Annotated in this window: 25 protein-coding genes; 8 read left to right on the top strand and 17 right to left on the bottom strand. The window is 35.2% G+C overall.

Features of this window, described 5'->3' with window-relative positions:
• Nucleotides 1-328: 328 nt before the first annotated feature.
• A complete protein-coding gene (locus M014_RS0101505) occupies nt 329-604 on the top strand; it encodes a hypothetical protein (protein ID WP_026590122.1) in 276 nt (91 codons plus the stop codon).
• Between the two features lie 126 nt (nt 605-730).
• Here the strand turns inward: M014_RS0101505 and M014_RS0101500 are convergent, their stop codons facing one another.
• The 4 genes from M014_RS0101500 to M014_RS0101485 all read right to left on the bottom strand — a co-directional run bounded on the left by M014_RS0101500 (nt 731) and on the right by M014_RS0101485 (nt 4468).
• Complete coding sequence (locus tag M014_RS0101500) at nt 731-1063, bottom strand: DUF3909 family protein (RefSeq protein ID WP_026590121.1); 333 nt, start codon at nt 1061-1063, stop codon at nt 731-733.
• The gene (locus tag M014_RS0101495; RefSeq protein WP_026590120.1) at nt 1063-1947 is read right to left on the bottom strand and encodes an NAD(P)-dependent oxidoreductase; all 885 of its coding nucleotides are present in this window, start codon (nt 1945-1947) and stop codon (nt 1063-1065) included. The genes M014_RS0101500 and M014_RS0101495 overlap by 1 nt, the downstream gene beginning before the upstream one ends.
• Before the next feature lie 4 nt (nt 1948-1951).
• Complete coding sequence (locus tag M014_RS0101490) at nt 1952-3082, bottom strand: serine hydrolase domain-containing protein (protein WP_026590119.1); 1131 nt, start codon at nt 3080-3082, stop codon at nt 1952-1954.
• 93 nt (nt 3083-3175) lie between these two features.
• Complete coding sequence (locus M014_RS0101485; RefSeq protein WP_026590118.1) at nt 3176-4468, bottom strand: sensor domain-containing diguanylate cyclase; 1293 nt, start codon at nt 4466-4468, stop codon at nt 3176-3178.
• A 363-nt stretch (nt 4469-4831) separates the two neighbouring features.
• On the opposite strand from M014_RS0101485, the gene M014_RS0101480 reads away from it, so the two are divergent.
• The 3 genes from M014_RS0101480 (at nt 4832) to M014_RS0101470 (ending at nt 6572) form a co-directional block, all read left to right on the top strand.
• Nucleotides 4832-5449, top strand: coding sequence for a nitroreductase family protein (locus M014_RS0101480; RefSeq protein ID WP_026590117.1), 618 nt, complete (start codon nt 4832-4834; stop codon nt 5447-5449).
• A 222-nt stretch (nt 5450-5671) separates the two neighbouring features.
• The gene (locus M014_RS0101475; protein WP_026590116.1) at nt 5672-5890 is read left to right on the top strand and encodes a hypothetical protein; all 219 of its coding nucleotides are present in this window, start codon (nt 5672-5674) and stop codon (nt 5888-5890) included.
• Nucleotides 5891-6221: 331 nt separating this feature from the next.
• Nucleotides 6222-6572, top strand: coding sequence for a DUF3915 family protein (locus M014_RS0101470; protein ID WP_026590115.1), 351 nt, complete (start codon nt 6222-6224; stop codon nt 6570-6572).
• A 100-nt stretch (nt 6573-6672) separates the two neighbouring features.
• Here the strand turns inward: M014_RS0101470 and ptsP are convergent, their stop codons facing one another.
• From ptsP to glcT, 4 genes are all read right to left on the bottom strand, one after another.
• Entirely contained in the window at nt 6673-8385 is a 1713-nt protein-coding gene (gene ptsP, locus M014_RS0101465) for a phosphoenolpyruvate--protein phosphotransferase (protein WP_026590114.1), read from the bottom strand.
• Nucleotides 8385-8648, bottom strand: a complete 264-nt coding sequence (gene ptsH / locus M014_RS0101460; protein WP_000411078.1) for a phosphocarrier protein HPr — start codon at nt 8646-8648, stop codon at nt 8385-8387. Before ptsH ends, ptsP begins: the two co-directional genes overlap by 1 nt.
• Nucleotides 8649-8782: 134 nt before the next feature.
• The gene (ptsG, locus tag M014_RS0101455; protein WP_026590113.1) at nt 8783-10846 is read right to left on the bottom strand and encodes a PTS glucose transporter subunit IIABC; all 2064 of its coding nucleotides are present in this window, start codon (nt 10844-10846) and stop codon (nt 8783-8785) included.
• Between the two features lie 339 nt (nt 10847-11185).
• Entirely contained in the window at nt 11186-12034 is an 849-nt protein-coding gene (gene glcT / locus M014_RS0101450; protein ID WP_026590112.1) for a glucose PTS transporter transcription antiterminator GlcT, read from the bottom strand.
• A gap of 165 nt (nt 12035-12199) precedes the next feature.
• Here glcT and M014_RS0101445 point away from each other — a divergent pair, with 165 nt between their 5' ends.
• On the top strand, nt 12200-13018 hold the full coding sequence (locus tag M014_RS0101445; protein ID WP_026590111.1) for a Cof-type HAD-IIB family hydrolase: 819 nt from the start codon (nt 12200-12202) through the stop codon (nt 13016-13018).
• A gap of 78 nt (nt 13019-13096) precedes the next feature.
• Here the strand turns inward: M014_RS0101445 and phnF are convergent, their stop codons facing one another.
• From phnF to M014_RS0101415, 6 genes are all read right to left on the bottom strand, one after another.
• Nucleotides 13097-13828, bottom strand: coding sequence for a phosphonate metabolism transcriptional regulator PhnF (gene phnF, locus M014_RS0101440; protein ID WP_081810942.1), 732 nt, complete (start codon nt 13826-13828; stop codon nt 13097-13099).
• Nucleotides 13758-14546 carry a glucosamine-6-phosphate deaminase gene (gene nagB / locus M014_RS0101435; RefSeq protein WP_026590109.1) on the bottom strand — a complete coding sequence of 263 codons (789 nt, stop codon included), beginning with the start codon at nt 14544-14546 and terminating at the stop codon, nt 13758-13760. Before nagB ends, phnF begins: the two co-directional genes overlap by 71 nt.
• Nucleotides 14547-14551: 5 nt before the next feature.
• A complete protein-coding gene (gene nagA, locus M014_RS0101430) occupies nt 14552-15694 on the bottom strand; it encodes an N-acetylglucosamine-6-phosphate deacetylase (protein ID WP_026590108.1) in 1143 nt (380 codons plus the stop codon).
• A 256-nt stretch (nt 15695-15950) separates the two neighbouring features.
• Nucleotides 15951-16853 (bottom strand): ComEC/Rec2 family competence protein, encoded by a 903-nt coding sequence (locus M014_RS0101425; RefSeq protein ID WP_026590107.1) that lies wholly within the window; start codon nt 16851-16853, stop codon nt 15951-15953.
• 73 nt (nt 16854-16926) lie between these two features.
• On the bottom strand, nt 16927-17502 hold the full coding sequence (scpB, locus tag M014_RS0101420) for an SMC-Scp complex subunit ScpB (protein ID WP_026590106.1): 576 nt from the start codon (nt 17500-17502) through the stop codon (nt 16927-16929).
• A gap of 211 nt (nt 17503-17713) precedes the next feature.
• Nucleotides 17714-18451, bottom strand: a complete 738-nt coding sequence (locus M014_RS0101415; RefSeq protein WP_026590105.1) for a segregation/condensation protein A — start codon at nt 18449-18451, stop codon at nt 17714-17716.
• A 168-nt stretch (nt 18452-18619) separates the two neighbouring features.
• Between M014_RS0101415 and M014_RS27715 the strand changes: the two genes are divergently transcribed.
• Complete coding sequence (locus tag M014_RS27715) at nt 18620-18715, top strand: YjcZ family sporulation protein (RefSeq protein WP_017151030.1); 96 nt, start codon at nt 18620-18622, stop codon at nt 18713-18715.
• A 117-nt stretch (nt 18716-18832) separates the two neighbouring features.
• Entirely contained in the window at nt 18833-19351 is a 519-nt protein-coding gene (locus M014_RS0101405) for a DUF309 domain-containing protein (RefSeq protein WP_026590104.1), read from the top strand.
• 20 nt (nt 19352-19371) lie between these two features.
• Here M014_RS0101405 and M014_RS0101400 read toward each other — a convergent pair whose 3' ends face one another.
• Together M014_RS0101400 and M014_RS0101395 are read right to left on the bottom strand one after the other, a co-directional pair.
• Nucleotides 19372-19737 carry a GNAT family N-acetyltransferase gene (locus tag M014_RS0101400; RefSeq protein WP_026590103.1) on the bottom strand — a complete coding sequence of 122 codons (366 nt, stop codon included), beginning with the start codon at nt 19735-19737 and terminating at the stop codon, nt 19372-19374.
• Nucleotides 19738-20307: 570 nt separating this feature from the next.
• A complete protein-coding gene (locus tag M014_RS0101395) occupies nt 20308-20745 on the bottom strand; it encodes a peptidylprolyl isomerase (RefSeq protein WP_026590102.1) in 438 nt (145 codons plus the stop codon).
• 188 nt (nt 20746-20933) lie between these two features.
• Between M014_RS0101395 and M014_RS0101390 the strand changes: the two genes are divergently transcribed.
• On the top strand, nt 20934-21800 hold the full coding sequence (locus M014_RS0101390; protein ID WP_026590101.1) for a DUF1002 domain-containing protein: 867 nt from the start codon (nt 20934-20936) through the stop codon (nt 21798-21800).
• A 230-nt stretch (nt 21801-22030) separates the two neighbouring features.
• On the opposite strand, the gene M014_RS0101385 is transcribed toward M014_RS0101390, so the two are convergent.
• The gene (locus M014_RS0101385) at nt 22031-22834 is read right to left on the bottom strand and encodes a Cof-type HAD-IIB family hydrolase (protein WP_026590100.1); all 804 of its coding nucleotides are present in this window, start codon (nt 22832-22834) and stop codon (nt 22031-22033) included.
• Nucleotides 22835-22870: the final 36 nt, after the last annotated feature.

Raw genomic sequence — 22870 nt, 5'->3', positions numbered from 1 at the left:
AGGTACTGGATCCCCTTTTCCATCCTTTTATTCACTCTACATATATACATCCTCCTATGGAACAGGCTTATTTCACAAATATGAAATAAGCCTGCTTTTTTATTTTCTCTTGCTTTGTAATATCTCCTGATGGATGTAAATTCATCATTAAAGATGACTGATGTCTACCTCGTTTTTTTATTTTTCACTTTATCAAGTATGTTTCTCAATAAAATTTGAACATTTTTTGAACATTTTTTGAATTTTTTCTGAAAATTCTGTTTAAATTGTGATATAATACAAATAATAGAAAATGAAGTGAAAAAACTGCAAAAAGAGGGGGAAGAACATGAATTTAATTATAGCACTTATACTTGGGGTTACTTGTGGGGCTATTCCTGCTATTCTCGGAGCAATTATGGAGGAATTAGAGATTGGTATCTTCGGTTTTGTAGCATCCTCTGTAAGCGCTTTACTTTTTGGTTTGTACGGTGCTATTCCTGTCGCTATTCTCTTTGCATTATATATATTACGTCACGCTCGTACAAAGCAATTTAGTCGCAATCATATGGCTCAGATCATTCCATTTCCAATCGAACGCTCTCGCCGTGCTTCTAGCTTATAATTCCATTATTATATCCCCACCATACATCTACTTTAATATAACCTGCCTTTGTCAAAATTAGCTTCCAATTTTCCCGAAAAATATGTTAAAAATAAAAAAGTCCTCAAGTGAGGACTTTTTTATTTTTTATTTATTTAATTCCAAAAAATGGAACAGTTCTTGTAAATGAAGAGCATCTTCTCCGTAGCTAACAGATACATAACATACCCCATCAATTTCAGCATGCATATATAAATCGATACCTTCACGGTCATACTTTAAAGCTAAATAAAATTCCATTTCTTCTAGCATCTTTTTTGCTGTTCGAATAACATAATGACCATTTTCATCACGCCCATATTCAAATGTTGGCTCAAAATCATACTTTTGTTTAAATGCCGCTTGTTGCTTATCATTAATCGGCATACAAATTGTACGTTGCACAGCATCAACCATTCCATCAAATTTTTCTAAATTCATCATATTCCTCCCCCTATATATTTTTTATATAATACTTGTGTTCCACTGTCTTCCTCTCCCGATTCTACTAGTTGTTCATATAAATCTTTCGCAAGAGTTAAACCCGGTACAGGTAATTCTAATTTTTCAGCCTCATCTAATGCAATTTTCATATCCTTCATAAAATGTTTCACATAAAATCCTGGTGCAAAATCCTCTTTTAACATACGTGGAGCTAAATTACTTAATGACCAACTACCGGCTGCTCCAGTTGAAATACTTTGTAATACTTTATCTGGATCTAAACCTGCTTTCTTTGCATATGCTACCGCTTCACAAACTCCTATCATATTAGAAGCGATTGCAATTTGATTACACATTTTTGTATGCTGCCCACTTCCTGCCGGGCCCTGTAGTTGAATGTTTTTCCCTAGTTTCTCAAATAAAGGTAAACAAACTTCATATACTTCTTGATCTCCACCAATCATAATGGCAAGTCTACCTTCTTTTGCTCCAATATCTCCTCCCGATACCGGCGCATCTAGCGTATATACATTCTTTATTTTTCCAGCTTCATATATACGTTTCGCTAGCGTAGGTGTAGATGTTGTAAAATCAATTGCAATTGTTCCTTCATTTGCATGTTCGAGAATTCCTTCTGTTCCAAAATAGACTTCCTCTACATCATGCGGATATCCTACCATCGTCATAACAACATCTACATTCTTTACCAATTCTTTTGGTGAATCACACCAATTTGCTCCTTCTTTTAATAAAGAAGTTGCTTTTTCTTTCGTACGGTTGTACACATATACTGTATAACCACTTTTTAATAAATGATGCACCATACTTTTCCCCATAACACCTATGCCAATAAAACCAATTGATGAAATTACTTGTTTCATCTACTCATCCCCTTTGCTCTATTAAGTCGCTGACCATCTTTCGAAATTCCTTATTAAAATCATCATCCACGCCATTTTGTACATTTGAGAATAAAATAACAAATGTTCTCTTATCCTTATTGAAATTATTAAATGTATTCCAGCCAGAAAGTACACCATGATTATGAAAATAATCAGGATAAATATAAAAACTAAATGCATATTTTCGTGCTGGTGAAGGTGTAAACATTGCTTGGATACTTTGTTGTGAAAGAAGTTTTCCATTTATAATTGCTTCATCCAACTTCTTCATATCTCCAACTGTAGTATACATCTCACCACAGCCGTATAACCAATCCATTGCCAATTTTGGTGCAGGTACAAGTACATTATCTTTCTTTTTATATCCTTTAGTAAAATGTTGATCTCCTGGCACCATATTCCCCATGCCTGATTCATACATTTCTGCTCGTGCAAAAATATTCTCCTTTATGTATTCTCCTAAAGGCTTTTTAGATATATTTTCTATAATGTAAGCCAACACCATATAATTATAATCAGTGTATTCCCAACCAGTTCCTGGCGGAAAAGCTACTTGTTGCTTTCCAATCCAAGTAACTAAATTCAAATGGGATGCAGCATTCACTTTCCCCTTTCCCTTCCCTGGTAAACCAGAAGTATGTGTCAGAAGATGATATAATGTAATATTTTTATCTGCCGGGAATGAAGGGATATATTTATTTACATTATCCTGAATATTTAACTTCCCCTGCTCTTGCAGCTGTAAAATCGATGTTGCCACAACAGTCTTAGTAATTGAACCGATACGATATTTTGTTTGTGGCGTATTTTCAATTTTATTTTGAACATCTGCGTACCCATATCCTTTATTCAACACAACATGATCTTTATCCGTGACAAGAACTGTTCCATTGAAATTTTTATCTTTTAAATATTGATCTAACTTTTGTGCCACACTGGCATAATCAATTGGCCGTCCCTCTTTTTCTTCCGATTTATCATGTAACGCAGAATCAACAGAAGGCGTTACCTTAGGAGTTGCTATCTCTTCCTTCTTTGGTATAGAAAAAAAGTAATACACACTCCCGCATACTATACAGAAACTCAAGACCATAATAATTAATCTTTTTGTCATTAACAAACCTCCGCAGTTATTTTATTATAAATGGTCCCCCTCTTTCTATTATCAGACAACAGAAAAAAATCGCAACACTTTGTTGCGAAAAAGTTACATTTTTTCTTTTCTATATAAACGTACTTGGTTTTTTCCATTTTTTTTCGCTTCATATAATGCAATATCCGCTCGTTGCATCAATTCTTCTTTTGTAATTCCTTGCTCATATAAAGCAACTCCAAAACTCGCGGTTAATTTTGAAATACTAGAAAATTGTTTTGTTTCAATAAAAAATCGTAATGATTCAGCAACTTGAAAAGCCTCTTTTTCCGTTGTATTTATTACTAATATAATAAATTTCTCACCACCCCACCTTGCAAAAATATGCTGGGGTGCTATTTTAGATTTCATAAGTTCAGCTAACTGAATTAATGCTAAATCACCAAAATCATGTCCATATGTGTCATTTACTTTTTTTAAATCGTCTATATCAAAAAGAATAATTGCCATTGTGTGATTCATTCGTTTCTCATTATCCCATTTTTCTTCTAATAATTGTTGAAACTTCAAACGATTGTATATTTCTGTTAAAGAATCAATTGCAACAAGCTGTTCTTGCTCTTGATATAATTCATCTAGTTCCGTAATATCTGTACAGTTAACAATAAACCTAGACAAATCTTCTGGCACAGGTACCGCACGTAATAAAAAAACAAATTCTTCGCCTTCATAATTATACATTTTTATTTTTCTGGATTGTTCTAAAGAATCATCGAGCCAAGTTATATCATGTTTTGTTGCATAATATCCATGATCTTGGATAAAATGTTCCGCAAATACCATATGTTTCTCACGGTATGAAAGTAAATCTTCATATCCAAAAAAACTCAAAAAGTTCGTATTACAGTCAACGATCTCATCATCTTCTACAATAAATAATAAATCATTTTGAAAATCAAACATCATTTGAAGAAGCTCTTGTTGAATAGTCACCTGCTGCAATAGTGATATTTGATAGAGACATTTGTTTACCTCTTCCAGTACAACCTGTGATGTAACAGGAGCTATCACAATATTTCGCACTCCTATTGTAAGCAACTCTACAAATTTTGACGTCACCGGATGATCCCAAATAACAATAAAAGAACTCCTTGGATTATACATGTGTTTTATATACTCTACTTGTGCACCATTTGACACATATATGATCACAATTTGCGGTCGAACTTTTTCTAATAATCTTTCTCCTTCTTCAAAACTACTTGCTAAAAACATACATTTTGGATGTATCTCATCAATCGTATACTGGTGATTACACCCTTCTTCTATATAAAGTACATTTACATGGAGATCCTGTAATACATTTTGAAAAACCGTATTCTCTAATAAAAAATGTAGTATGTTCACCACTGGTCTTCACTCACTTCATATATCCTGTTCTACTGAATTCTTCACTATCCTTTTCTACAAGGGATTGTTATCAAAAGAACCCGATTAGTGAGGGCTAAGCATCAGCAGGAACGAGGAACTCTCCCGCTGACAGGAGCTTCACTTTACATATCTCTTCTTGATCTGCGAATCATCTTTTTATTGTATGATTACATGAGTGACAGTGTTTGTACGAATGCCCTCCTTTTATGCTATTCTCAACAACTTGACAATTAAAATAAAGATATTATATTCTTTTACAGTGACAACTTACAAAATGTAAGTAAAAACTTTTACATATGGAATTTTTTACAGATCGACATAAAACTTTGGAGGTATATTATGACACAGCAAGATTTCTTTACTGTTTTATATGAACGAACATCTAATCGTGCATTCAACCCTGAAAAGGAAATTTCAAAAGAGGAATTACAAGAAATTTTGAAAGCAGCTGGCCAAGCACCATCCGCTTGGAACTTACAACATTGGAAATTTCTTGTTTTCCAAGGTGAAGATGTACAAAGCCGTTTACACCCAATTGCTTATAATCAACAACAAATTCTTGATGCTTCTGCAGTAGTCGCTATTTTAGGTGATCTAGAAGCACACAAAAACATCGATTCTGTTTATGGTCCAATCGTAGAGCAAGGGTTTATGAAAGAAGAAGCAAAAGAACGTTTGACACAAAATATTGAATCTGCATATAAGCGTGAACAATATCCACGAGATGCAGCCTTCTCTAATGCATCTTTAGCCGCAATGCAACTTATGCTTGCAGCAAAGGCAACTGGCTGGGATACTTGTGCAATCGGTGGTTTTAATTCACAAGCACTAATGGATGAATTTAATGTTTCCTCTCGCTATGTACCAATCATGCTAATTACAATTGGTGAATCTACATTAAAAGGGCATCCTGCACCACGTATGCATGTCGAACAAGTAGTGGAATGGGCAAAGTAAACAGTCCCACAATAGCATAAAAAAACGAAGGGAGCTCCCCTTCGTTTTTTTATGTCATTTCTTTGTAATATTCCCCATATATAAACAGCAGTTCATTTCTCTGATCATCTTTTAAACTGCAGTATTTTGTCGAATCTTGTTATGTCTTGAAATATAAGGGGTGTTTTTTTGTTACAATTATGATACAATAGTAACAAATAGATAACAAGAGAGGGATTTTCATTGAATTCATATGGAAGCTTTATTGCATTTTTAAGCTATGCCGTAACTGTACTGCTTCTATACTTTATTGGGGATGCCACAAATATTACAATGCTACAATTTCCAAAAGAAAAAGCACTACAACTAGAAGACGGACTACATATCTCACAATCTATCATGCCATTATTGTTAGCTGTTCCCGTATATGCAATCGTTTTATATAAAAGTAAAAAAGTGTAAGGGATACCTCGTTATAAATGAAGGTGTCCTTTTCTATATATGCAATTATTCATGAATAATTAGCCTTCACCTAAAGGTTCTTATTGATGCAAAGATGATACATAAGGGATAACTCCCCATAAAATTTGGATTTTCGAATAAAGAAAAAACACTAATAGAAGTTGCGATCTATCTTTCCCTGTCATTTACCCTTATCCAAATACCATTAAGTAACAAATACCCACCTAGTCATCTAAAATAAGAAAATACCCCAGTAAAAATTCCACGTTCTGTCCAATCACCACATATGGAACTTTCATACATTATAAGTGTGAAGGGGGTGATCAGAATTATGTTTGGATCTTTTGGATGTCACGAAGACTTTAGACACTTTCACTGTGATCGCGATCGAGATCGTGATCGTGAAAGAGAGAAAGAAAAAGAAAAAGAAAACAACGCAGTATGTAATGTCCTTAGAAACATTTCAATCGGAACAGAAATTTCTCTTTTAAGTATTAGAAACAACGGAACTTTTCATAACGTTATTTTTGAAGGGTTTTCGAACGGTGTTGCTCTTTTCTCTGCTTTAGCTATGGGAAAAGACAAAGATAATAATAAAGATGATAAAAATAACCAAAACGCAAATAGATTTACAGGGATTTTACGTGTTTGCCCAAATGATGTTGTAGCAATCGCTATATAATTCTGCTTCGTTTCCTCAAAATTACAAAAATCAAATCTAAATTTAGTATATAAAAAAAACCTGAGACCGATTTCAAATCGGCTCAGGTTTTCTTTTGTTATTAGATGTTTTTAACTAATTCAACAACTTCTTCAGCAGTTGACATTGTTAATGCTTTTTGCGCTAACTCTTCCATCTCTGCTTTTGACAACTTACTTAGTAGTGTTCTTGCAGGAAGAATAGATGTTGCACTCATGCTAAATTCATCTAATCCTAATCCAAGTAATAGTGGGATTGCAAGTGAATCCCCTGCCATCTCACCACACATACCAGCCCATTTTCCTTCTTTATGAGCAGCATCGATAACCATTTTTACAAGACGTAAAATAGATGGATTATACGGTTGGTATAGGTAAGATACACGTTCATTCATACGGTCAGCAGCCATTGTGTATTGGATTAAGTCGTTTGTTCCGATAGAGAAGAAATCAACTTCTTTTGCAAACTGATCTGCTAATACTGCAGAAGCGGGGATTTCTACCATCATACCTACTTCAATAGCATCAGAAACAGTTGTACCAGCTTGAACAAGTCTTTCTTTCTCTTCTAATAGAATTGCTTTTGCTTGACGGAATTCGTCAAGCGTTGCAATCATTGGGAACATAATTTTTAAGTTACCATATACGCTTGCACGAAGTAATGCGCGAAGTTGTGTACGGAACACGTCTTGTTCTTCAAGGCATAAGCGAATTGCACGGTAACCTAAGAATGGATTCATTTCTTTTGGTAAATGTAAGTATGGAAGTTCTTTATCTCCACCAATGTCAAGTGTACGAACAACAACTGGTTGACCTTCTTTTACACCTTCAAGAACTGCTTTATACGCTTCGAACTGTTCCTCTTCTGTCGGAAGATTGTCACGGCCCATGTATAAGAATTCTGTGCGATATAAACCAACACCTTCTCCACCATTGTCAATAATACCTTGTACATCGTTTGGTGTTCCGATGTTTGCAACAAGCTCAACATGATGTCCGTCGCTTGTGACAGTCGCTTGATCTTTTAATTTTGCCCATTCAGCTTTTTGTTCTTCAAATTTTGCTTTCTTTTCTTCGAAAGTGCGAAGAGTTTCTTCAGATGGGTTTACAATTACTTCTCCATCTAAACCATCGATGATTACGATATCGCCGTTTTGGATTTGTTCCATAACAACTTTTGTACCAACAACAGCTGGAATTTCCATAGAACGAGCCATAATTGCAGAGTGAGATGTACGTCCACCGATATCAGTTGTGAAACCTTTTGCATATTTGCGGTTTAACTGTGCTGTATCAGATGGTGTTAAATCCTCAGCAATGATGATTACTTCTTCAGAAATTGTACTTGGATTTGAGAAGTTAATGCCTAGTAAATGTGCAAGAACACGTTTTGTTACGTCGCGAATATCCGCTGCACGCTCTTTCATATATTCGTTATCCATGTTTTCAAACATAGTAATGAACATTGTTGCAACTTCGTCCATTGCAAATTCAGCATTTATTTTTTCACTATTTACTTTATCTTTTACTGGATTTACTAGTTCTGGATCATTTAGTACTAGTAAATGTGCTTCAAAGATAGCAGCTTTATCAGCACCAAGCTCAGCAAAAGCATGGTCTTTAATTGCTTCTAATTCTGATTTTGCTTTCTCAAGCGCAGCGTCTAAGCGTGCAATTTCTGCAGCTTCGTTCGTAATCGTTTTCTTTTCAATGTTAAATTCAGGATTTTCAAGTCGGAAAGCCTTCGCAATAGCAATCCCACTTGATGCAGCAATCCCTTGAATATTAAGAGTCATTATTCTCCTAATCCTTCGTTTTTCATAGTTTCTTCGATAGCTGCTAGTGCTTGAGCTGCATCATCACCATTTGCAGTGATTTTAATTTCTGCGCCTTGTTGAATACCTAAAGACATAACGCCCATGATTGATTTTAAGTTAACGTTTTTACCATTATATTCTAAGTTAATGTCAGCACCGAATTTGCTTGCAGTGTTAACAAGTAGAGTTGCTGGACGTGCATGAATTCCTGAGTCACTAGTTACTTTAAAGATTTTTTCCATAATAATCTATCTCCTTTAAATACAGTATTTTTTAGTTGTATAGACGTGAGTACTACACCGTCTATTGTATATAATGGGCGATGTTCGGTCAACCACATCGCCCATTATAATTATAAACATTTTGCGTCAATTTCTTACTGAATGTCAATAATATTGGCTTCGCCTTTCTTGACATTCCCCTCTTTTTTCAATTCAACTTGTTGTCCTTGCTGTAAATTTGTAAAAATAATTGGTGTAATAATAGATGGTGCATTTTCTTTTACAAATGCTATATCTACTTTTAATAACGGTTGTCCTTGTTTCACTTTATCACCTTGTTCTACAAGTGATTCAAAACCTTCACCATTTAATTTTACAGTATCAATACCGAAGTGAATTAAAATTTCTTTTCCACCTTCAGATTGAATACCAATTGCATGTTTAGTTGGGAATACATTAACAATCTCGCCGTCAACTGGGGAAACTACCGTTCCTTCTGTTGGCTCAATTGCAAATCCATCTCCCATCATTTTCCCTGAAAATACTTGGTCAGGTACTTCTGTAATCGGTAAAAGCTTTCCTTCAATTGGAGATACAATTGTTTCATTTGTATCAGCTTTTTGTACAGTTTCTTCTACTTTTACAGGTTCTTCTTTTTCAATATGAGGCGTGCGACCTGACATAATATCATGAATTTGTGACTTTAACGTGTCAGATTTTGGTCCGAAAATAGCTTGAATGTTATTTCCTACTTCAAGCACTCCCGCTGCCCCAAGTTCTTTCAAACGATCTTTGTTTACATTTTTTTGTTCGTTAACTTGAACACGTAAACGTGTAATACAAGCATCTAAAGAAGCAATATTCTCTTTACCACCTAGTGCTGCTAAAACTTCGCGTGGCAGTTCGCCTGCTTCTGCTTTTCCTGCACCATCAGTATTTGTTGTTACTTCGCGACCAGGTGTTTTTAAATCCCATTTGCGGATTGCAAAGCGGAATCCGAAGTAGTAAATTACTGCAAGTACAAGACCAACAACAATTACCCACCACCATGCTGTACGACCTGGTAAGACACCAAATAGCATAAAGTCAATTAAACCACCAGAGAATGTCATCCCAATTTTAACACCTAAAATGTGCATTGTCATAAATGATAAACCAGCAAATACAGCATGTATTCCGAATAATACTGGTGCTACGAATAAGAATGAAAATTCAAGTGGTTCTGTAATACCTGTTAGGAAAGATGTTAATGCAGCAGATCCTAAAATACCAGCTGCCAATTTTTTATTTTCTGGACGGGCTTCATGATACATTGCTAAAGCTGCTGCTGGAAGACCGAACATCATGAACGGATACTTACCAGTTGTAAATGTACCAGCTGTTAATTCTACGCCGTCTTTTAACTGCGCCATAAAGATTTTTTGGTCACCACGGATTAATTCGCCAGCCGCATTTGTATACTGACCGAATTCGAACCAAAACGGTGAATAGAAAATATGATGTAATCCGAATGGAATTAATGAACGTTCAATTAAACCAAAGATAAATGCTGCGATCGTTCTATTTGCATCAATCATTTGATGGGAGAACGCATTTAAGCCACCTTGAATGTATGGCCAAACAAAGCACATGATAATACCTACTACTAAAGAAAATGTTGCAGTCGCGATCGGTACGAAACGCTTTCCTGCAAAGAAACCTAAGTATGATGGTAATTCAATGTCGAAGTATTTATTATAACAATATGCCGCTACTATCCCGACGATAATACCACCAAATACTCCTGTTTGCAGCGTTGGAATCCCTAATACATTTGCATACGCAGGATCTGCAAAACCGATTTTAACTGGGTCAGCCCCAGTACTTGTTACTTTCACTAGCTTGTCTACTTCTAAGAACACACTCATCGTTTTGTTCATAATTAAGTAGCCGACGAACGCTGCTAAACCAGCTACCCCGTCCCCACCTGCTAAACCAATTGCTACCCCAACTGCGAATAATAAAGCAAGGTTAGCGAAAATAATGTCACCAGATTGTTCCATAATTTTTGCAACCATTACGAACCAATCCGCTTTTAAAGCAGGAATAAGATTTGTTAATTGTGGATTTTGAAATGCATTACCAAATCCAAGTAAAATACCTGCCGCCGGCAAAATCGCTACTGGAAGCATAAGCGCTTTTCCGACTTTTTGAAGAACACCAAAGATCTTCTTAAACATGGAAACCCTTCCTCTCTTATCTATATTGATACTTTTCGACAAACGTCAAAAAGGCATGAGGAAAAAAAGATAGAACGATAGCTATACAAAGGGTAGTATGTCCCTTTCTTTAGCTTACATTCCCAACTTTTCTCCACTCATGCCTGATCGAATCAGTAACACGTGTCAAAAATAGGTTTACGTATAAGTTCACTATAATTAAGGCAAACGTTTTCGTTACTCACCTTAACGTGTTTGTCGAAATTTGTATAACTTTGTATTAGTAATTATACATAACTATTGTAAGCGATTCAATCATTTTTTTTAACGTTTTCATTTTAGACAAAATATAATGTCTTTTTACACATGCTCCGCTTTCACTAATCGTTGCAAGTGCATCGTTAAATACACGCTCTCCGCTTCATATACAGGAAGTTGCAGTTCTTTTTGCATTACCTTAACTAGCTTCCAAGCCAAGTTATAACAGATTGGATATTCTGCTTTTAATAAATCAGCAAATCCCTGCGCTTCTTCTACCTTTTCTCCCTTTTTCACCCGTTCAATTGCATATTGCAAATGACGAATAAGGCGTAAATAATGAATACTTTCTGGATCTAATGTAAGATGTAGATTTGTTTCAATTAATGAAACAAGCTTTGCAATAAGACGGGAGTTTTGATTAACAGAAGATAGATCAGAATTTGTGAGTGAACTATAAATATGAAGTGCAATAAAGCCAATTTCCCCTTCTGGCAATGTAATTTGCAAACGGGAATTTAAAAGTTGTACAACTCCTTCAGCAATTTTGTACTCTTCTGGGTACAGCATTTTTGTTTCAACTAAAAAAGGATTATCTATTGTAAAGCCTTGTTTCAGTCGTTTAATTGCAAAAGAAATATGATCTGTTAAGGCAATATGAATATGCTCGTTTAATGGTGACTGCGCCTTTTCTTGAATATATATCATAATATCGTTCATCAGTTCAATTAATTTTTCGCTCACATGTGGCACTAAAAGCTTATATTGTTCACGGTCACGTTCATTTTTTAAAACAAACATTTTTTCAATTTGCTCCGCTTTTAATACATCTTTCGCTTTCTTCCCAAATCCAATCCCCTTGCCAATCACTACTACTTCCTCATGCTCCTGATGGCTCGCAATGATGACATTATTATTTAAAACTTTTTTAATTTCTAGATAATTATTCATATAACACCACCCTCGTACTTAAATAACCTGCTTTTATGTTACAGAACATCCTTCTTTTTCGTCAATGCAAAACATCTACCAATTTAGAAAAAGTCATATTTTAGACATGATTGCACTATATACGTATAATGTAAGAGCAAATATACATAGAAAGGAGAAAGTAACATGATTAAAATGTTTATAAGCGATATTGATGGTACAATGATGCAACATGGAGGTTTCATTGATCAAGAAGATATTGCTGCACTTCATAGTCTCGCAGAGCAAAATGTGATTCTTTGTTTTGCCTCCGGTAGGCTTGATAATGAAATTGCTGATTTGATGAAAGAGGTTGGTACTAACTTTCACCGCATTAGCGTAAATGGTGTATTCGTATATACCCATGAGAATAAACAATTATTGTCTGCGACATTTGATTCTGGCATTTTACCAGATTTGTTAGCAATGACAAAAGAAGAGCCTTATTTTCGTTATGTAAGTGACGAATATAATTATTACATTGAGGAAAAAACACCCTTTATTCATGAACTTGAGAAACAAGTTACAATGACTTCTGTTGAAGAACCAAATTTATTACAAAAAATTGATGATACAATTTTTCCTAATAAAATTTCTGTCGGGGGCATGAAAGAAGATTTACAAGTACTTCAGAAAAAAATCGAGGAGAAATTTAGCGGTAAAGTCAGTACCTTTATCTCCGCTGAACAATGCTTAGATGTCATGCCTCCAAATGTTAGCAAAGGGTCCGCCATCTCCGTTTTATTACAAGAATTCCAAATAAAACCTGAAGAAGTTGCTTGCATCGGTGATTCTTACAATGATATTCCGATGTTTAATTTAACACCCCATAGCTTTGCCATGTCACAGGCTGATGATGAAGTGAAGAAGCACGCACAATATATCGTAGACTCTGTAAAAGACGCTGTAGAACACGCGATAACTTACAACTCCAAACGAAATAAAAATACGACTCACTCCGTATAAGGATGAGTCGTATTTTTATTTCTCTACATATCCAATGGATGAATCGAAAGTTTAATACATTTCACAAAATAAAATATATCACTTGTTTCGTGAAATACTCGTAATAAACTTATAACGATCACCACGATAAATACATTTCACGTATTCTAGCGGTAATTCGCTTTCTGCATATGACCATTGTCTCATTACAAGTACAGGTGCTTTCTTTGGAATATGCAGATGCTCCGCTTCATTATCCGTTGCAATTGAAGCTTCAATTGCTTGGGTAGCACGAACAAGTTTAAAGCCTAATTTTTTCTCTAAATGTTCGTATAAGGATTGTTGCAGAATTTCTTCGTTAATATCTTTTACAAGAGTTGGTGACAAGTATGTCGTCTCAAAAGCAATCGGTTCGTCATCAGCTAAGCGAATACGCCTTACTTCATACACCGATTCTCCCTCTTGTATCCTAAGCCGCTCTGCTATTTTAGCAGTAGCTGGAACTACGCGGAAGCTTAATAATTGGCTGCTTGGTTGCATACCGCGAGAAAGCATATCCTCTGTAAATCCGGTCATCCCTTGCAGCTTCTGCTCCACTTTCGGAAGTTGAACAAACGTTCCAATTCCGCGTTTTCGATATAAATACCCTTGCTCCACTAAGTTATTAATTGCCTGTCTGATTGTCATGCGACTTACTTCGAACTTATCACAAAGTTCATTCTCAGATGGAATTTTATCTCCCGGCTTCCATTCACCGCCCTCAATTAGCTGTTTCACCCACTCTTGAATCTGATAATAGATCGGAAATGGTGAATACTTGTCGATGTTCATCAGCAATCGCCTCACTGCATAAAGATAGAGCTTCTGGATCGGCAATTACAGTTACACTCGGATGACGTTGCAATACTGTAGCAGGACACGCTTCGCTATACTTACCTTGCAATAATTCCTTAATTGCTTCTGCTTTTTTCGGTCCCATAGCAACAAGGAGAATTTGTTTCGCTTTCATAATGCTTCCAATACCCATTGTAATCGCATGGGTTGGCACATCTTCTTCTTTTTCAAAGAAGCGAAGATTTGCTTGGCGTGTAGACTCTGTTAATTCTACAATGTTAGTTGAAGAATTAAACGCTGTCCCTGGCTCGTTAAATCCGATGTGACCGTTTTCACCGATTCCAAGAATCTGTAAGTCAACTGGGTTAGCTGTTAGAATACTTTCATAACGCTTACACTCTTCTTCTAAATCACTTGCCATCCCATTTGGTACATAAGTTTCTTTAAAAGGAAGATGATCAAACAACTGTTCTTTCATAAAGTAATGATAGCTGTTTTTATCTTCATGTGGTAAATTTACGTACTCATCTAAGTTTACAGTGGTTACACGGCTTGTATCAAGTTTATTTTTTCGCATTTCTGCATAAATACCAAGTGGAGAGCTTCCAGTAGCCATTCCTAATGTTGGGTTTTCTTTTGATTTTATAACTTCCTCAATTAACTTATAACCTGCTTCTGCTAATTCTTCCGAAGTTTTTACAACAAGAATATTCATCCTACTTACTTCCCTTCTTTCATATGGATTCCTAATCGAACTGTATCATATACATGTAAATCTTGGGTCATGACAACAAAGTCAGCATCTTTGCCTACTGCTAATACACCTTTATTCGTTAATTCAAACTCTTCAGCTTGGTTAACTGATGTCATAAGAACAGCATCTTCAACAGAACATCCTGTGAATTCAATTACATTTCGGAATGCTTGATCCATTTTCAAGATACTACCAGCTAACGTTCCATCTTCTAACCTTGCGCTACCATCTTTTACATGTACCGGCTGTCCACCAAGTTCATATAATCCATCTTCTAAACCTTTTGCACGCATTGCGTCAGTAATGACACTTACTTTTTTAGGGCCCTTTAATTTATATGCTAACTTCACCATATCTGGATGAATATGAATACCATCTGTAATAACTTCAACCATTACATCTGGATTTAATAATACATGACCAACAACTCCTGGTTCACGGTGATGTAAACCACGCATTTGATTGTATAAGTGTGTAGCATGTGTAATGTTTCTATTTTTTAATTGTGCATCAATTGCATCTGTATGTCCCATTGTACCAACAACACCAGTTTCAGCAAGATACTGTTCAAACTCTATCGCACCCTCTTCTTCTGGCGCATACGTTACTAATTTAATTAAATTACCGCTTGCCTCTTGCCATTGTTTAAATTGTTCAATATTCGCAGGAACGATATGCTCAAGTGGCTGTGCTCCTGCACGTTTTTTTGAAACATATGGTCCTTCTAAATGCATATATTCAAAATGCGCTCCTTTTTCTTTCGCTTCTTTTGCAGCTATTAATGCCGCTTCAATTGCTTCTGGAGCTTGCGTCATTGTTGTTGGGAAATAAGTTGTAACCCCTTCTTTTAACATTTCTTTACCAAGGGTTACCAATCCATCGCTATTCGCATCCATCGCATCAATATCGTATCCACCATGAATATGAACATCGATCATACCTGGAATCACAATTTTTCCTTCTGCATCAAATACAGTTTCATTTTTTTGTGATACATATTGAGTCATCAAACCAATTTCTTCAATTTTTTCTGCGTAACGAATAAATCCACTTTCCATTACTTCGTGACCTGTATAAATTTTGGCATTGATGACAACTTGCGTTTTCATTTTCATCGATCCTTTCCCATGAAATACCTACTTATATTATTACCTATTTGCCTAATTCTATCTTAATATATACACGAGTAGTTGTCTATACATTAAAAACAAATTTCCTCTTTTATGATTAAAAAAGGAAATTTACTTTTCTTATCTAATTATAATATATACTATTCACTTTTTCCAAAAGAAGACAATGAACCTTTTTTGAAATTTGGTATCGATTTCTTATTTGATTCCAAATGTAATCCTAAGTGGTATCGAGTTACTTTAATAATGGAAGTGGAGGGTTGGACCACATTACAATATGTTCTCCATCCGTTTCAATATCTACTGTTCGTTTATCGGTTACATACGTCATCACACCATATCTCTTTAATCTTTTTACTACACTTTGGTGTGGATGCCCATATGGATTTTTTTTATCATAAGAAAGAATAGCAAATTGAGGATTTACCTTCTTTAGAAATTGTTCACTGGTTGACGTATATGAGCCATGGTGACCAACTTTTAAAACATCTGCATGTATATCATATCGCTTCATTATTTTTTTTTCAGTTTGTATATCCGCATCTCCCATTAATAAAAAATCAGCTTTGCCATATCGAACCTTTAAAACGATCGATGATTCATTATTTTCATCCTTTGATTCTCCGTTATTTAACACTTGAATTGCAACTTGGGGATCTAACGGAATATGCTGGCCTTGTTTTACACGAACAAACGGAATACCCCTCTTTTTAATATTGTTCCTATACGTATGATATGTAAAAGAACTATAGGTTTTGCCGCTATCTAATACAAGTGACACTGGCATTTGTTCTATAATCGGGATAAGCCCACCTATATGATCCATATCTGGATGAGTCCCTACCACAACATCTAAATGATTGATTCTCTTTTCAACTAATTTTTGAATAATTATCTCTCCAGCCTCATAAGGTCCTCCATCGATTAACACAGTTTGACCATTAGGTAAGATAATAAGTATAGCATCACCTTGTCCTACCTTAAAAAAGCTCATCTTCATTTTTCCTAAATGTGGACGTTGTATGGAAAAAGAAGACGCAGTATGAACAGACGTCATATATCTTTTGGCAGATGTGCTGTTTAATGCAAAACATAATAAAACAGAAACTAGCAATAGAATAATCCGTACTCTTTTCATAATCCGTCTCCTTTTTCATTTAGTATGACACGAGGCGTATTTCATATACAAAAAAGCTTAGCAATGTGCTAAGCTACGATTTTGACAGTTCCTGCAAGGAGCCAAAGAATAAGTCGGCTTCATTCATTTGTTCATCTTCTTCAGAAAGAGCTGGTAAATCATCTAATGTTTGAAGTCCAAACGTATCTAAGAACTCTTTCGTAGTACCATATAAAATCGGACGCCCAGGTCCTTCCGCTCGACCCGTTTCTTTTATAAGTAAGTGCGAAACCAATGTTTGCAATGCTCGATCTGTTTTCACACCACGAATTTCTTCCATCTCCGTTCTTGTAATTGGCTGACGATAAGCAACAATCGCCAATGTTTCAAGAGCGGCCTGAGAAAGAGAAGCGGCGGTCGGGGTATTCATCAATTTTTGATAATAAGGAGCATGTTCTTTTTTTGTAGCAAAGCGATACACTTTTGCAAATTGTACAATTTGCAAACCTCTCTGCATCCCTTCACATTCCCTTTGCATTTCCTCGATCATCTGAATTACATCTTTCACTTCAACCTCAAGTACTTTTGCAATTTGTTCCGGGTAAATTCCTTCATCACCCGCAACAAATAAAAGCCCCTCAATAATTGCCATTTTTTCTTTTCTATCCAACGTACAATCTCCTTTCTTATACTTTTCCATGCAAAAATGTCCATAGTAAAAACCGAATCACAGTATATTGCGTCCGGTCCAACATTCCTTCTATTGTTCCTAAACACGATCATGGAATCTTTGATCAGTGGGCGTATTTCCACTGATCATTACTTTCACTCATCAAATACTTACTACTAGTTTTCCTCACAATCTTAAGATGCAAGTTCTACTAGGCTTTAGAACGAGTCAAAAAGATTTCATCAAAATTGTGTTCTTGCTCAATAATAATTTGTTGATTTTTCATGAGTTCTAGTACAGCTAAAAACGTTACAACCATTACTTCACGTTCTTCATCAACAAATAAGTCATAAAAGCTTTGACGTCCTTCCGCTATTTCTAACTGCTTTAAAATATCACTCATACGTTGTTCAATCGGGATTTCTTGCCGAGTAATTCTTGTTGTTACTGGACGTTTGGATTTTTTACGACGCAAAAGTTTTTGAAATGCCGCTAACATATCATATAGTGTGACATCAAGAGGTAAACTTGTCTCCTCTTCTGACTGAAACGATGTAAAATCAATTGGTGGACGTGTAAAAAGTTGCGCTCTCTCTTGTTCTCTCTCTTTTAATTCAGTAGCAACTTGCTTGTATTTTTTATATTCAATTAACCGCTCCATCAACTCTTGACGGGGATCATCTATAAAGTCTTCACCATTATCAGGTACATCTTCCTCTTGTTTCGGTAACAGCATTTTACTTTTAATTTGCAATAGCGTTGCAGCCATCACCAAATACTCACTTGCAACATCCAATTGCAAGTCTTTCATCGTATGAATATAAGATAAATACTGCTCTGTAATTTCCGCTACAGGAATATTATATATATCGATTTCATAACGATGAATTAAATGTAACAATAGATCTAAAGGCCCTTCAAAAGCCTCTACTTTAAAATTATATTGCACAAAGCATCCCACCACATTTTTTCTATAACAACATAAGTATAGAGCATACTTATGTTCTATCCAACCTTTTTCAGAAATTTAGTTAAAAATAGACACCTGCCCATGCAACAATGCCCACCCTTTCATATGATAAAAATGTAGTAAGTTCAATGTAGGAGGTAAAAAACTATGGGCCATGTTGATTGTGGTTTTCACGGCGGTTTCGCTTTACTTGTTGTGCTCTTTATCTTATTAATCATTGTAGGCGCGGCTTGTTTCTGCTAATGCAGAATATAATAAACGACTAGAGGTTCTCTAGTCGTTTATTATTTATCACGCTTTTTTCGGAATTTCACTTCATGATACACTGTACATAAGACTATTTAGACAGGAGTGAAAAGAATGTATCCTACAGCATACATACAGTTTTTAATTCATTTTCATGGAGATTACGATTATTTTGAATGTCATGAAGTATTAGAGGATCATTGGAAATTAAAACCTAGAGAAGAGCGGGACAACTATTGGGTTGGTTTTATTCAAATAGCAGTTTCTTTATATCATCACAGACGCTCAAATTGGAATGGTTCACTACGAATGATGAAAAGCGCCATTACTATTTTAAATAAAGAAAGTAAACAAGTGCACAAATTAGGTCTGAATCACTCCAAACTTTTAACTATATTACAAAAACAATTACTGTCTATTCAAGCGAAAGAACCTTTCACACCTATATTTTTACCTTTTTCAGATTCTTCTTTAGAAAACACATGCCGGCAATTATGTACAGAAAAAATGATTCCTTGGAAAGATGCTCAGTCGCTACCTACTGAATACATTATCCATAAGCATAAATTACGTGACAGAAATGCTGTAATTGCCGAACGAAACGAACAGCTAAAAAAAAGAAAGCAGAGATGACATGGTTCCTATCTCTGCTTTTATGAATGTATATTCTGTTCAACTTCCTGACACTTTTCGCAAAAACTCGCAGTTTGTTCATTACCACAAATCATAGCATCTTGAAACTTATTTTTTAACTCTTGTACCATCTTCGTTCCAATCCCCATGTGACGATGAGACGGATTTACACTAATATGTTGAATCTTTAATACATCTTCTTCTTTAATAACTCCAATTATCCCAACAAAATCATCATTTTGTTTCCACAAATACAGTTGCCAATGATCATTTTTATCATATTCCTTCATTGTCACCTGTAAAGTTTTCACATCTTTTTCAGTCGGCATAAAAGAAAGAAGCCCCATTGCAATCTTTTCATAACTTTTTTTAAAACGAATTAACATAAACCTTATCCCTTCTTACAAAAGTTACAAACCATGTATCCCCTCTACTACTATTTTTACATCATATCCATTTTACAATATTTTCACTGTAGTGAGAAGGGCTGCCAAAACAACCTGATAATCATACAAAGAGAATTTAGGAAAGTCAAATGTATAGTATTCATTTATTTTCACTAATAAAATAAATGAATACTCACTTTCCTAAAATAAACTCAGCTTCTCTCAGAACTGATTGAACTACAAAGCTTACTGATTTCGAATAGCAAAATACATCTTCACTTTATTCTATGTATTTTTATAAAAATAGTTTTATTGCAAATAAGTTTAGTTAGCTATAAAAACTTTACTATTTACTCTCTTATCATTTACTGCACATTACTTACAAATTCCTGTTTATAGATTAAAACTTTTCTTATTTAAGTTTTCTCTCCAACTGCCACTACAAACATTGAACAAAGCAAACTTTTATATCCAAATATTTCTAGTCTTCTTTACATGTCATGTGAAATTTTGAATGATGATTCTTTAACAGCGAAAAAAATAAAAAGAGAGCACAGTGCTCTCTTCAGCTTACTCTTCCCAAACTTTAACTTCTTTCATTACATCGCCTTGACGCATGTTTAATACTGTTTCAATCCCACTTGTTGCTTTACCAAACACAGTATGTACACCGTCTAAATGTGGTTGTGGCTCATGAACGATAAAGAACTGGCTACCACCTGTATTACGGCCAGCATGCGCCATAGAAAGTGAACCAACTACATGTCTATGAGGATTTTCATCAGTTTCACATGGAATAGAGTAACCAGGGCCACCTGCTCCTGTTCCCGTTGGATCTCCACCTTGGCTTACGAAACCAGGAATAACACGATGGAACGTAACCCCATTATAGAAACCTTGATTTGCTAATTTTTTAAAGTTTTCAACTGTTTTTGGTGCTTCCTCCGAGAAAAATTCCAATTCGATTTTTTCTCCGTTTTCCATTAATATGTATCCTAAAGTTTTCATGCTTATATGTCTCCTTTCGACTATCTCAGCACTATATTACCATATTCGTGCTCAGAAACAAAAAGAATCCGACAATCTGCATACTTCTTTTTTAAAATCAGTACGAAGACGGATGACAAATTTTTAAAATATACTATAATTACTTTGTTGCCCGCAAATTTCAAGAAAAAGAAAGGGAGCGATTTTTCGTGAAAACGAAACTATTAGCCCTGCTATTAGCTGTTACGGTATTTATGATTCCGTCAGCTTCATTTGCAGACGTGATTGAGGGAGAATCAATCGTTACATTAGGAGAAAATTTATCTGAACAACAAAAACAGGAGCTTTTAAAAGAAATGAAAGCGCCAAAAGATGCGCAAGTTATTACTGTATCTAATGCGGAAGAACATAAATTTTTAGAAGGCATCGTTCCAAAATCACAAATTGGTACAAGAGCGATTTCCTCTTCTATGATTACGTATACAAAACCAGGATCTGGTCTTATTGTACGAGCAAAAAATATTAATTGGGTAACAGATGCAATGTACACAAATGCACTTATCACAGCAGGTGTCAAAGATGCAGAAATCCAGATTACAGCACCATTTAAAGTATCAGGAACAGCTGCTTTAACGGGCTTAATGAAAGCTTACGAAACTACAGCAAACAAAGAAATTCCTGAAGAAGTAAAAAAAGTCGCTAATGAAGAAATGGTACAAACAGCTAAGCTTGGTGATAAAATCGGTGACGAGAAAGCTGTTCAACTTGTTGCAAAAGTAAAAGAAGAAATCGCCAAAGAACAGCCGAAGACCACAGAGGATTTACGTGCGCTAATTAAAAAGATTGCTGATCAACTCGGTATTACACTAACAGATGAGCAATTAGATAACTTAGTTTCATTATTTGATAAAATGAAAAATTTAAATATTGACTGGAACCAAGTTGGTAGCCAATTAAATAAAGCGAAAGAACATGTTTCAGCCTTCTTAGGGTCTGAAGAAGGACAAAGTTTCCTAGATAAGATAAAAGATTTTTTCTCTAGTATCATTGATTTTATTAAATCATTATTTAAGTAATAAAAGCTCGTCAGTGACGAGCTTTTTCTTTATACATCCAAATTTAAAAACGACATAAACCCTCTTTTTTAGACGTGAGAGATCATCGCCCCATGCCTTGTGAAGACAAAAAGAGAAAATGAGTGGATATTTCTGTTTGTTTTCATAGCTGCGACTTATATGCAGGAAAACAAAATGGATTTATCCCACTATTTGCGGACAGTTACACTCTCATCTCAAAATGTTTCACTTTATACAAGCAGGGGTAACTTCATAATAGCTTCCTCTACAGAACGAACAACGTGACGCGCCTTTTCCTTTACATAGGGATGTGCATGATGAAGAGAAAAAGAATGTGGTGTTACTGTAAACATGGAAATATCATTAAAAGAATCACCAATACATGCCACTTCATGCGCTTCAATGTTTAAATGCTTCATCAACCGTTTTAAAGCACTTCCTTTACTAACCCCTATTGGCATAATATCCACATAGCCTTTTCCAGAAATAAAAATTTCAGCTTGCTCATGAAAAGTTTCTCTTAGCTCTTCATCTAATGTCACAATCTTTTCTGCTTCTCCATACACAAACAACTTTGAAGGATGGACTGTTTTACCAAACTCTTCTTCTAATGTTTCTATCTCCGCAATATGCACACTCATATATTCTTCAAAAGCATAATGATGTTCATTTTTCTTTTTGGTATATCTCTGCTCTTTTGCACATACAATATCAGCTAGTCTTTTTTCATGTATATATCGATATATTTCCTGGGCAACTTGATCATTAAATTTCGATTCATGGAATATTTGCCCGTTTGGTAATAGCATAGTAGCTCCATTTAAACCCGTCGTATAATATGGAAATCCGAATCTTCTAACCACATCTTGGATCCTATGTGTAAAACGGCCAGAAGCAAAGCAAATATTCGTTCCTTTTTCCGCTAACCAACAAAGTGCTTTTTCATCTTCTTTATGAATATGGCTTACATTATAAACGAGTGTATCGTCTAAATCACTTACAAATAGTTTGATCATGCTCTCTTCCCCTTTCATACACAATTTCTACTCTAAGTGTACGAAAAAAATGTT

This window comes from Bacillus sp. UNC437CL72CviS29 (genome assembly GCF_000482345.1).
GTDB classification, from domain to species: Bacteria; Bacillota; Bacilli; order Bacillales; family Bacillaceae_G; genus Bacillus_A; species Bacillus_A arachidis.
The sequence above is the reverse complement of the archived record's forward strand: the minus strand, read 5'-3'. Positions and strand labels throughout refer to the sequence as shown.

Bases quoted from the DNA above. Each gene is read 5' to 3' on its own strand.
- M014_RS0101505 (WP_026590122.1), top strand. From the start codon at position 329: ATGAATTTAATTATAGCACTTATACTTGGGGTTACTTGTGGGGCTATT.
- M014_RS0101500 (WP_026590121.1), bottom strand. From the start codon at position 1,063: ATGAATTTAGAAAAATTTGATGGAATGGTTGATGCTGTGCAACGTACA.
- M014_RS0101495 (WP_026590120.1), bottom strand. From the start codon at position 1,947: ATGAAACAAGTAATTTCATCAATTGGTTTTATTGGCATAGGTGTTATG.
- M014_RS0101490 (WP_026590119.1), bottom strand. From the start codon at position 3,082: ATGACAAAAAGATTAATTATTATGGTCTTGAGTTTCTGTATAGTATGC.
- M014_RS0101480 (WP_026590117.1), top strand. From the start codon at position 4,832: ATGACACAGCAAGATTTCTTTACTGTTTTATATGAACGAACATCTAAT.
- M014_RS0101470 (WP_026590115.1), top strand. From the start codon at position 6,222: ATGTTTGGATCTTTTGGATGTCACGAAGACTTTAGACACTTTCACTGT.
- ptsP (WP_026590114.1), bottom strand. From the start codon at position 8,385: ATGACTCTTAATATTCAAGGGATTGCTGCATCAAGTGGGATTGCTATT.
- ptsH (WP_000411078.1), bottom strand. From the start codon at position 8,648: ATGGAAAAAATCTTTAAAGTAACTAGTGACTCAGGAATTCATGCACGT.
- ptsG (WP_026590113.1), bottom strand. From the start codon at position 10,846: ATGTTTAAGAAGATCTTTGGTGTTCTTCAAAAAGTCGGAAAAGCGCTT.
- glcT (WP_026590112.1), bottom strand. From the start codon at position 12,034: ATGAATAATTATCTAGAAATTAAAAAAGTTTTAAATAATAATGTCATC.
- M014_RS0101445 (WP_026590111.1), top strand. From the start codon at position 12,200: ATGATTAAAATGTTTATAAGCGATATTGATGGTACAATGATGCAACAT.
- phnF (WP_081810942.1), bottom strand. From the start codon at position 13,828: ATGAACATCGACAAGTATTCACCATTTCCGATCTATTATCAGATTCAA.
- nagB (WP_026590109.1), bottom strand. From the start codon at position 14,546: ATGAATATTCTTGTTGTAAAAACTTCGGAAGAATTAGCAGAAGCAGGT.
- nagA (WP_026590108.1), bottom strand. From the start codon at position 15,694: ATGAAAACGCAAGTTGTCATCAATGCCAAAATTTATACAGGTCACGAA.
- M014_RS0101425 (WP_026590107.1), bottom strand. From the start codon at position 16,853: ATGAAAAGAGTACGGATTATTCTATTGCTAGTTTCTGTTTTATTATGT.
- M014_RS27715 (WP_017151030.1), top strand. From the start codon at position 18,620: ATGGGCCATGTTGATTGTGGTTTTCACGGCGGTTTCGCTTTACTTGTT.
- M014_RS0101405 (WP_026590104.1), top strand. From the start codon at position 18,833: ATGTATCCTACAGCATACATACAGTTTTTAATTCATTTTCATGGAGAT.
- M014_RS0101400 (WP_026590103.1), bottom strand. From the start codon at position 19,737: ATGTTAATTCGTTTTAAAAAAAGTTATGAAAAGATTGCAATGGGGCTT.
- M014_RS0101395 (WP_026590102.1), bottom strand. From the start codon at position 20,745: ATGAAAACTTTAGGATACATATTAATGGAAAACGGAGAAAAAATCGAA.
- M014_RS0101385 (WP_026590100.1), bottom strand. From the start codon at position 22,834: ATGAAAGGGGAAGAGAGCATGATCAAACTATTTGTAAGTGATTTAGAC.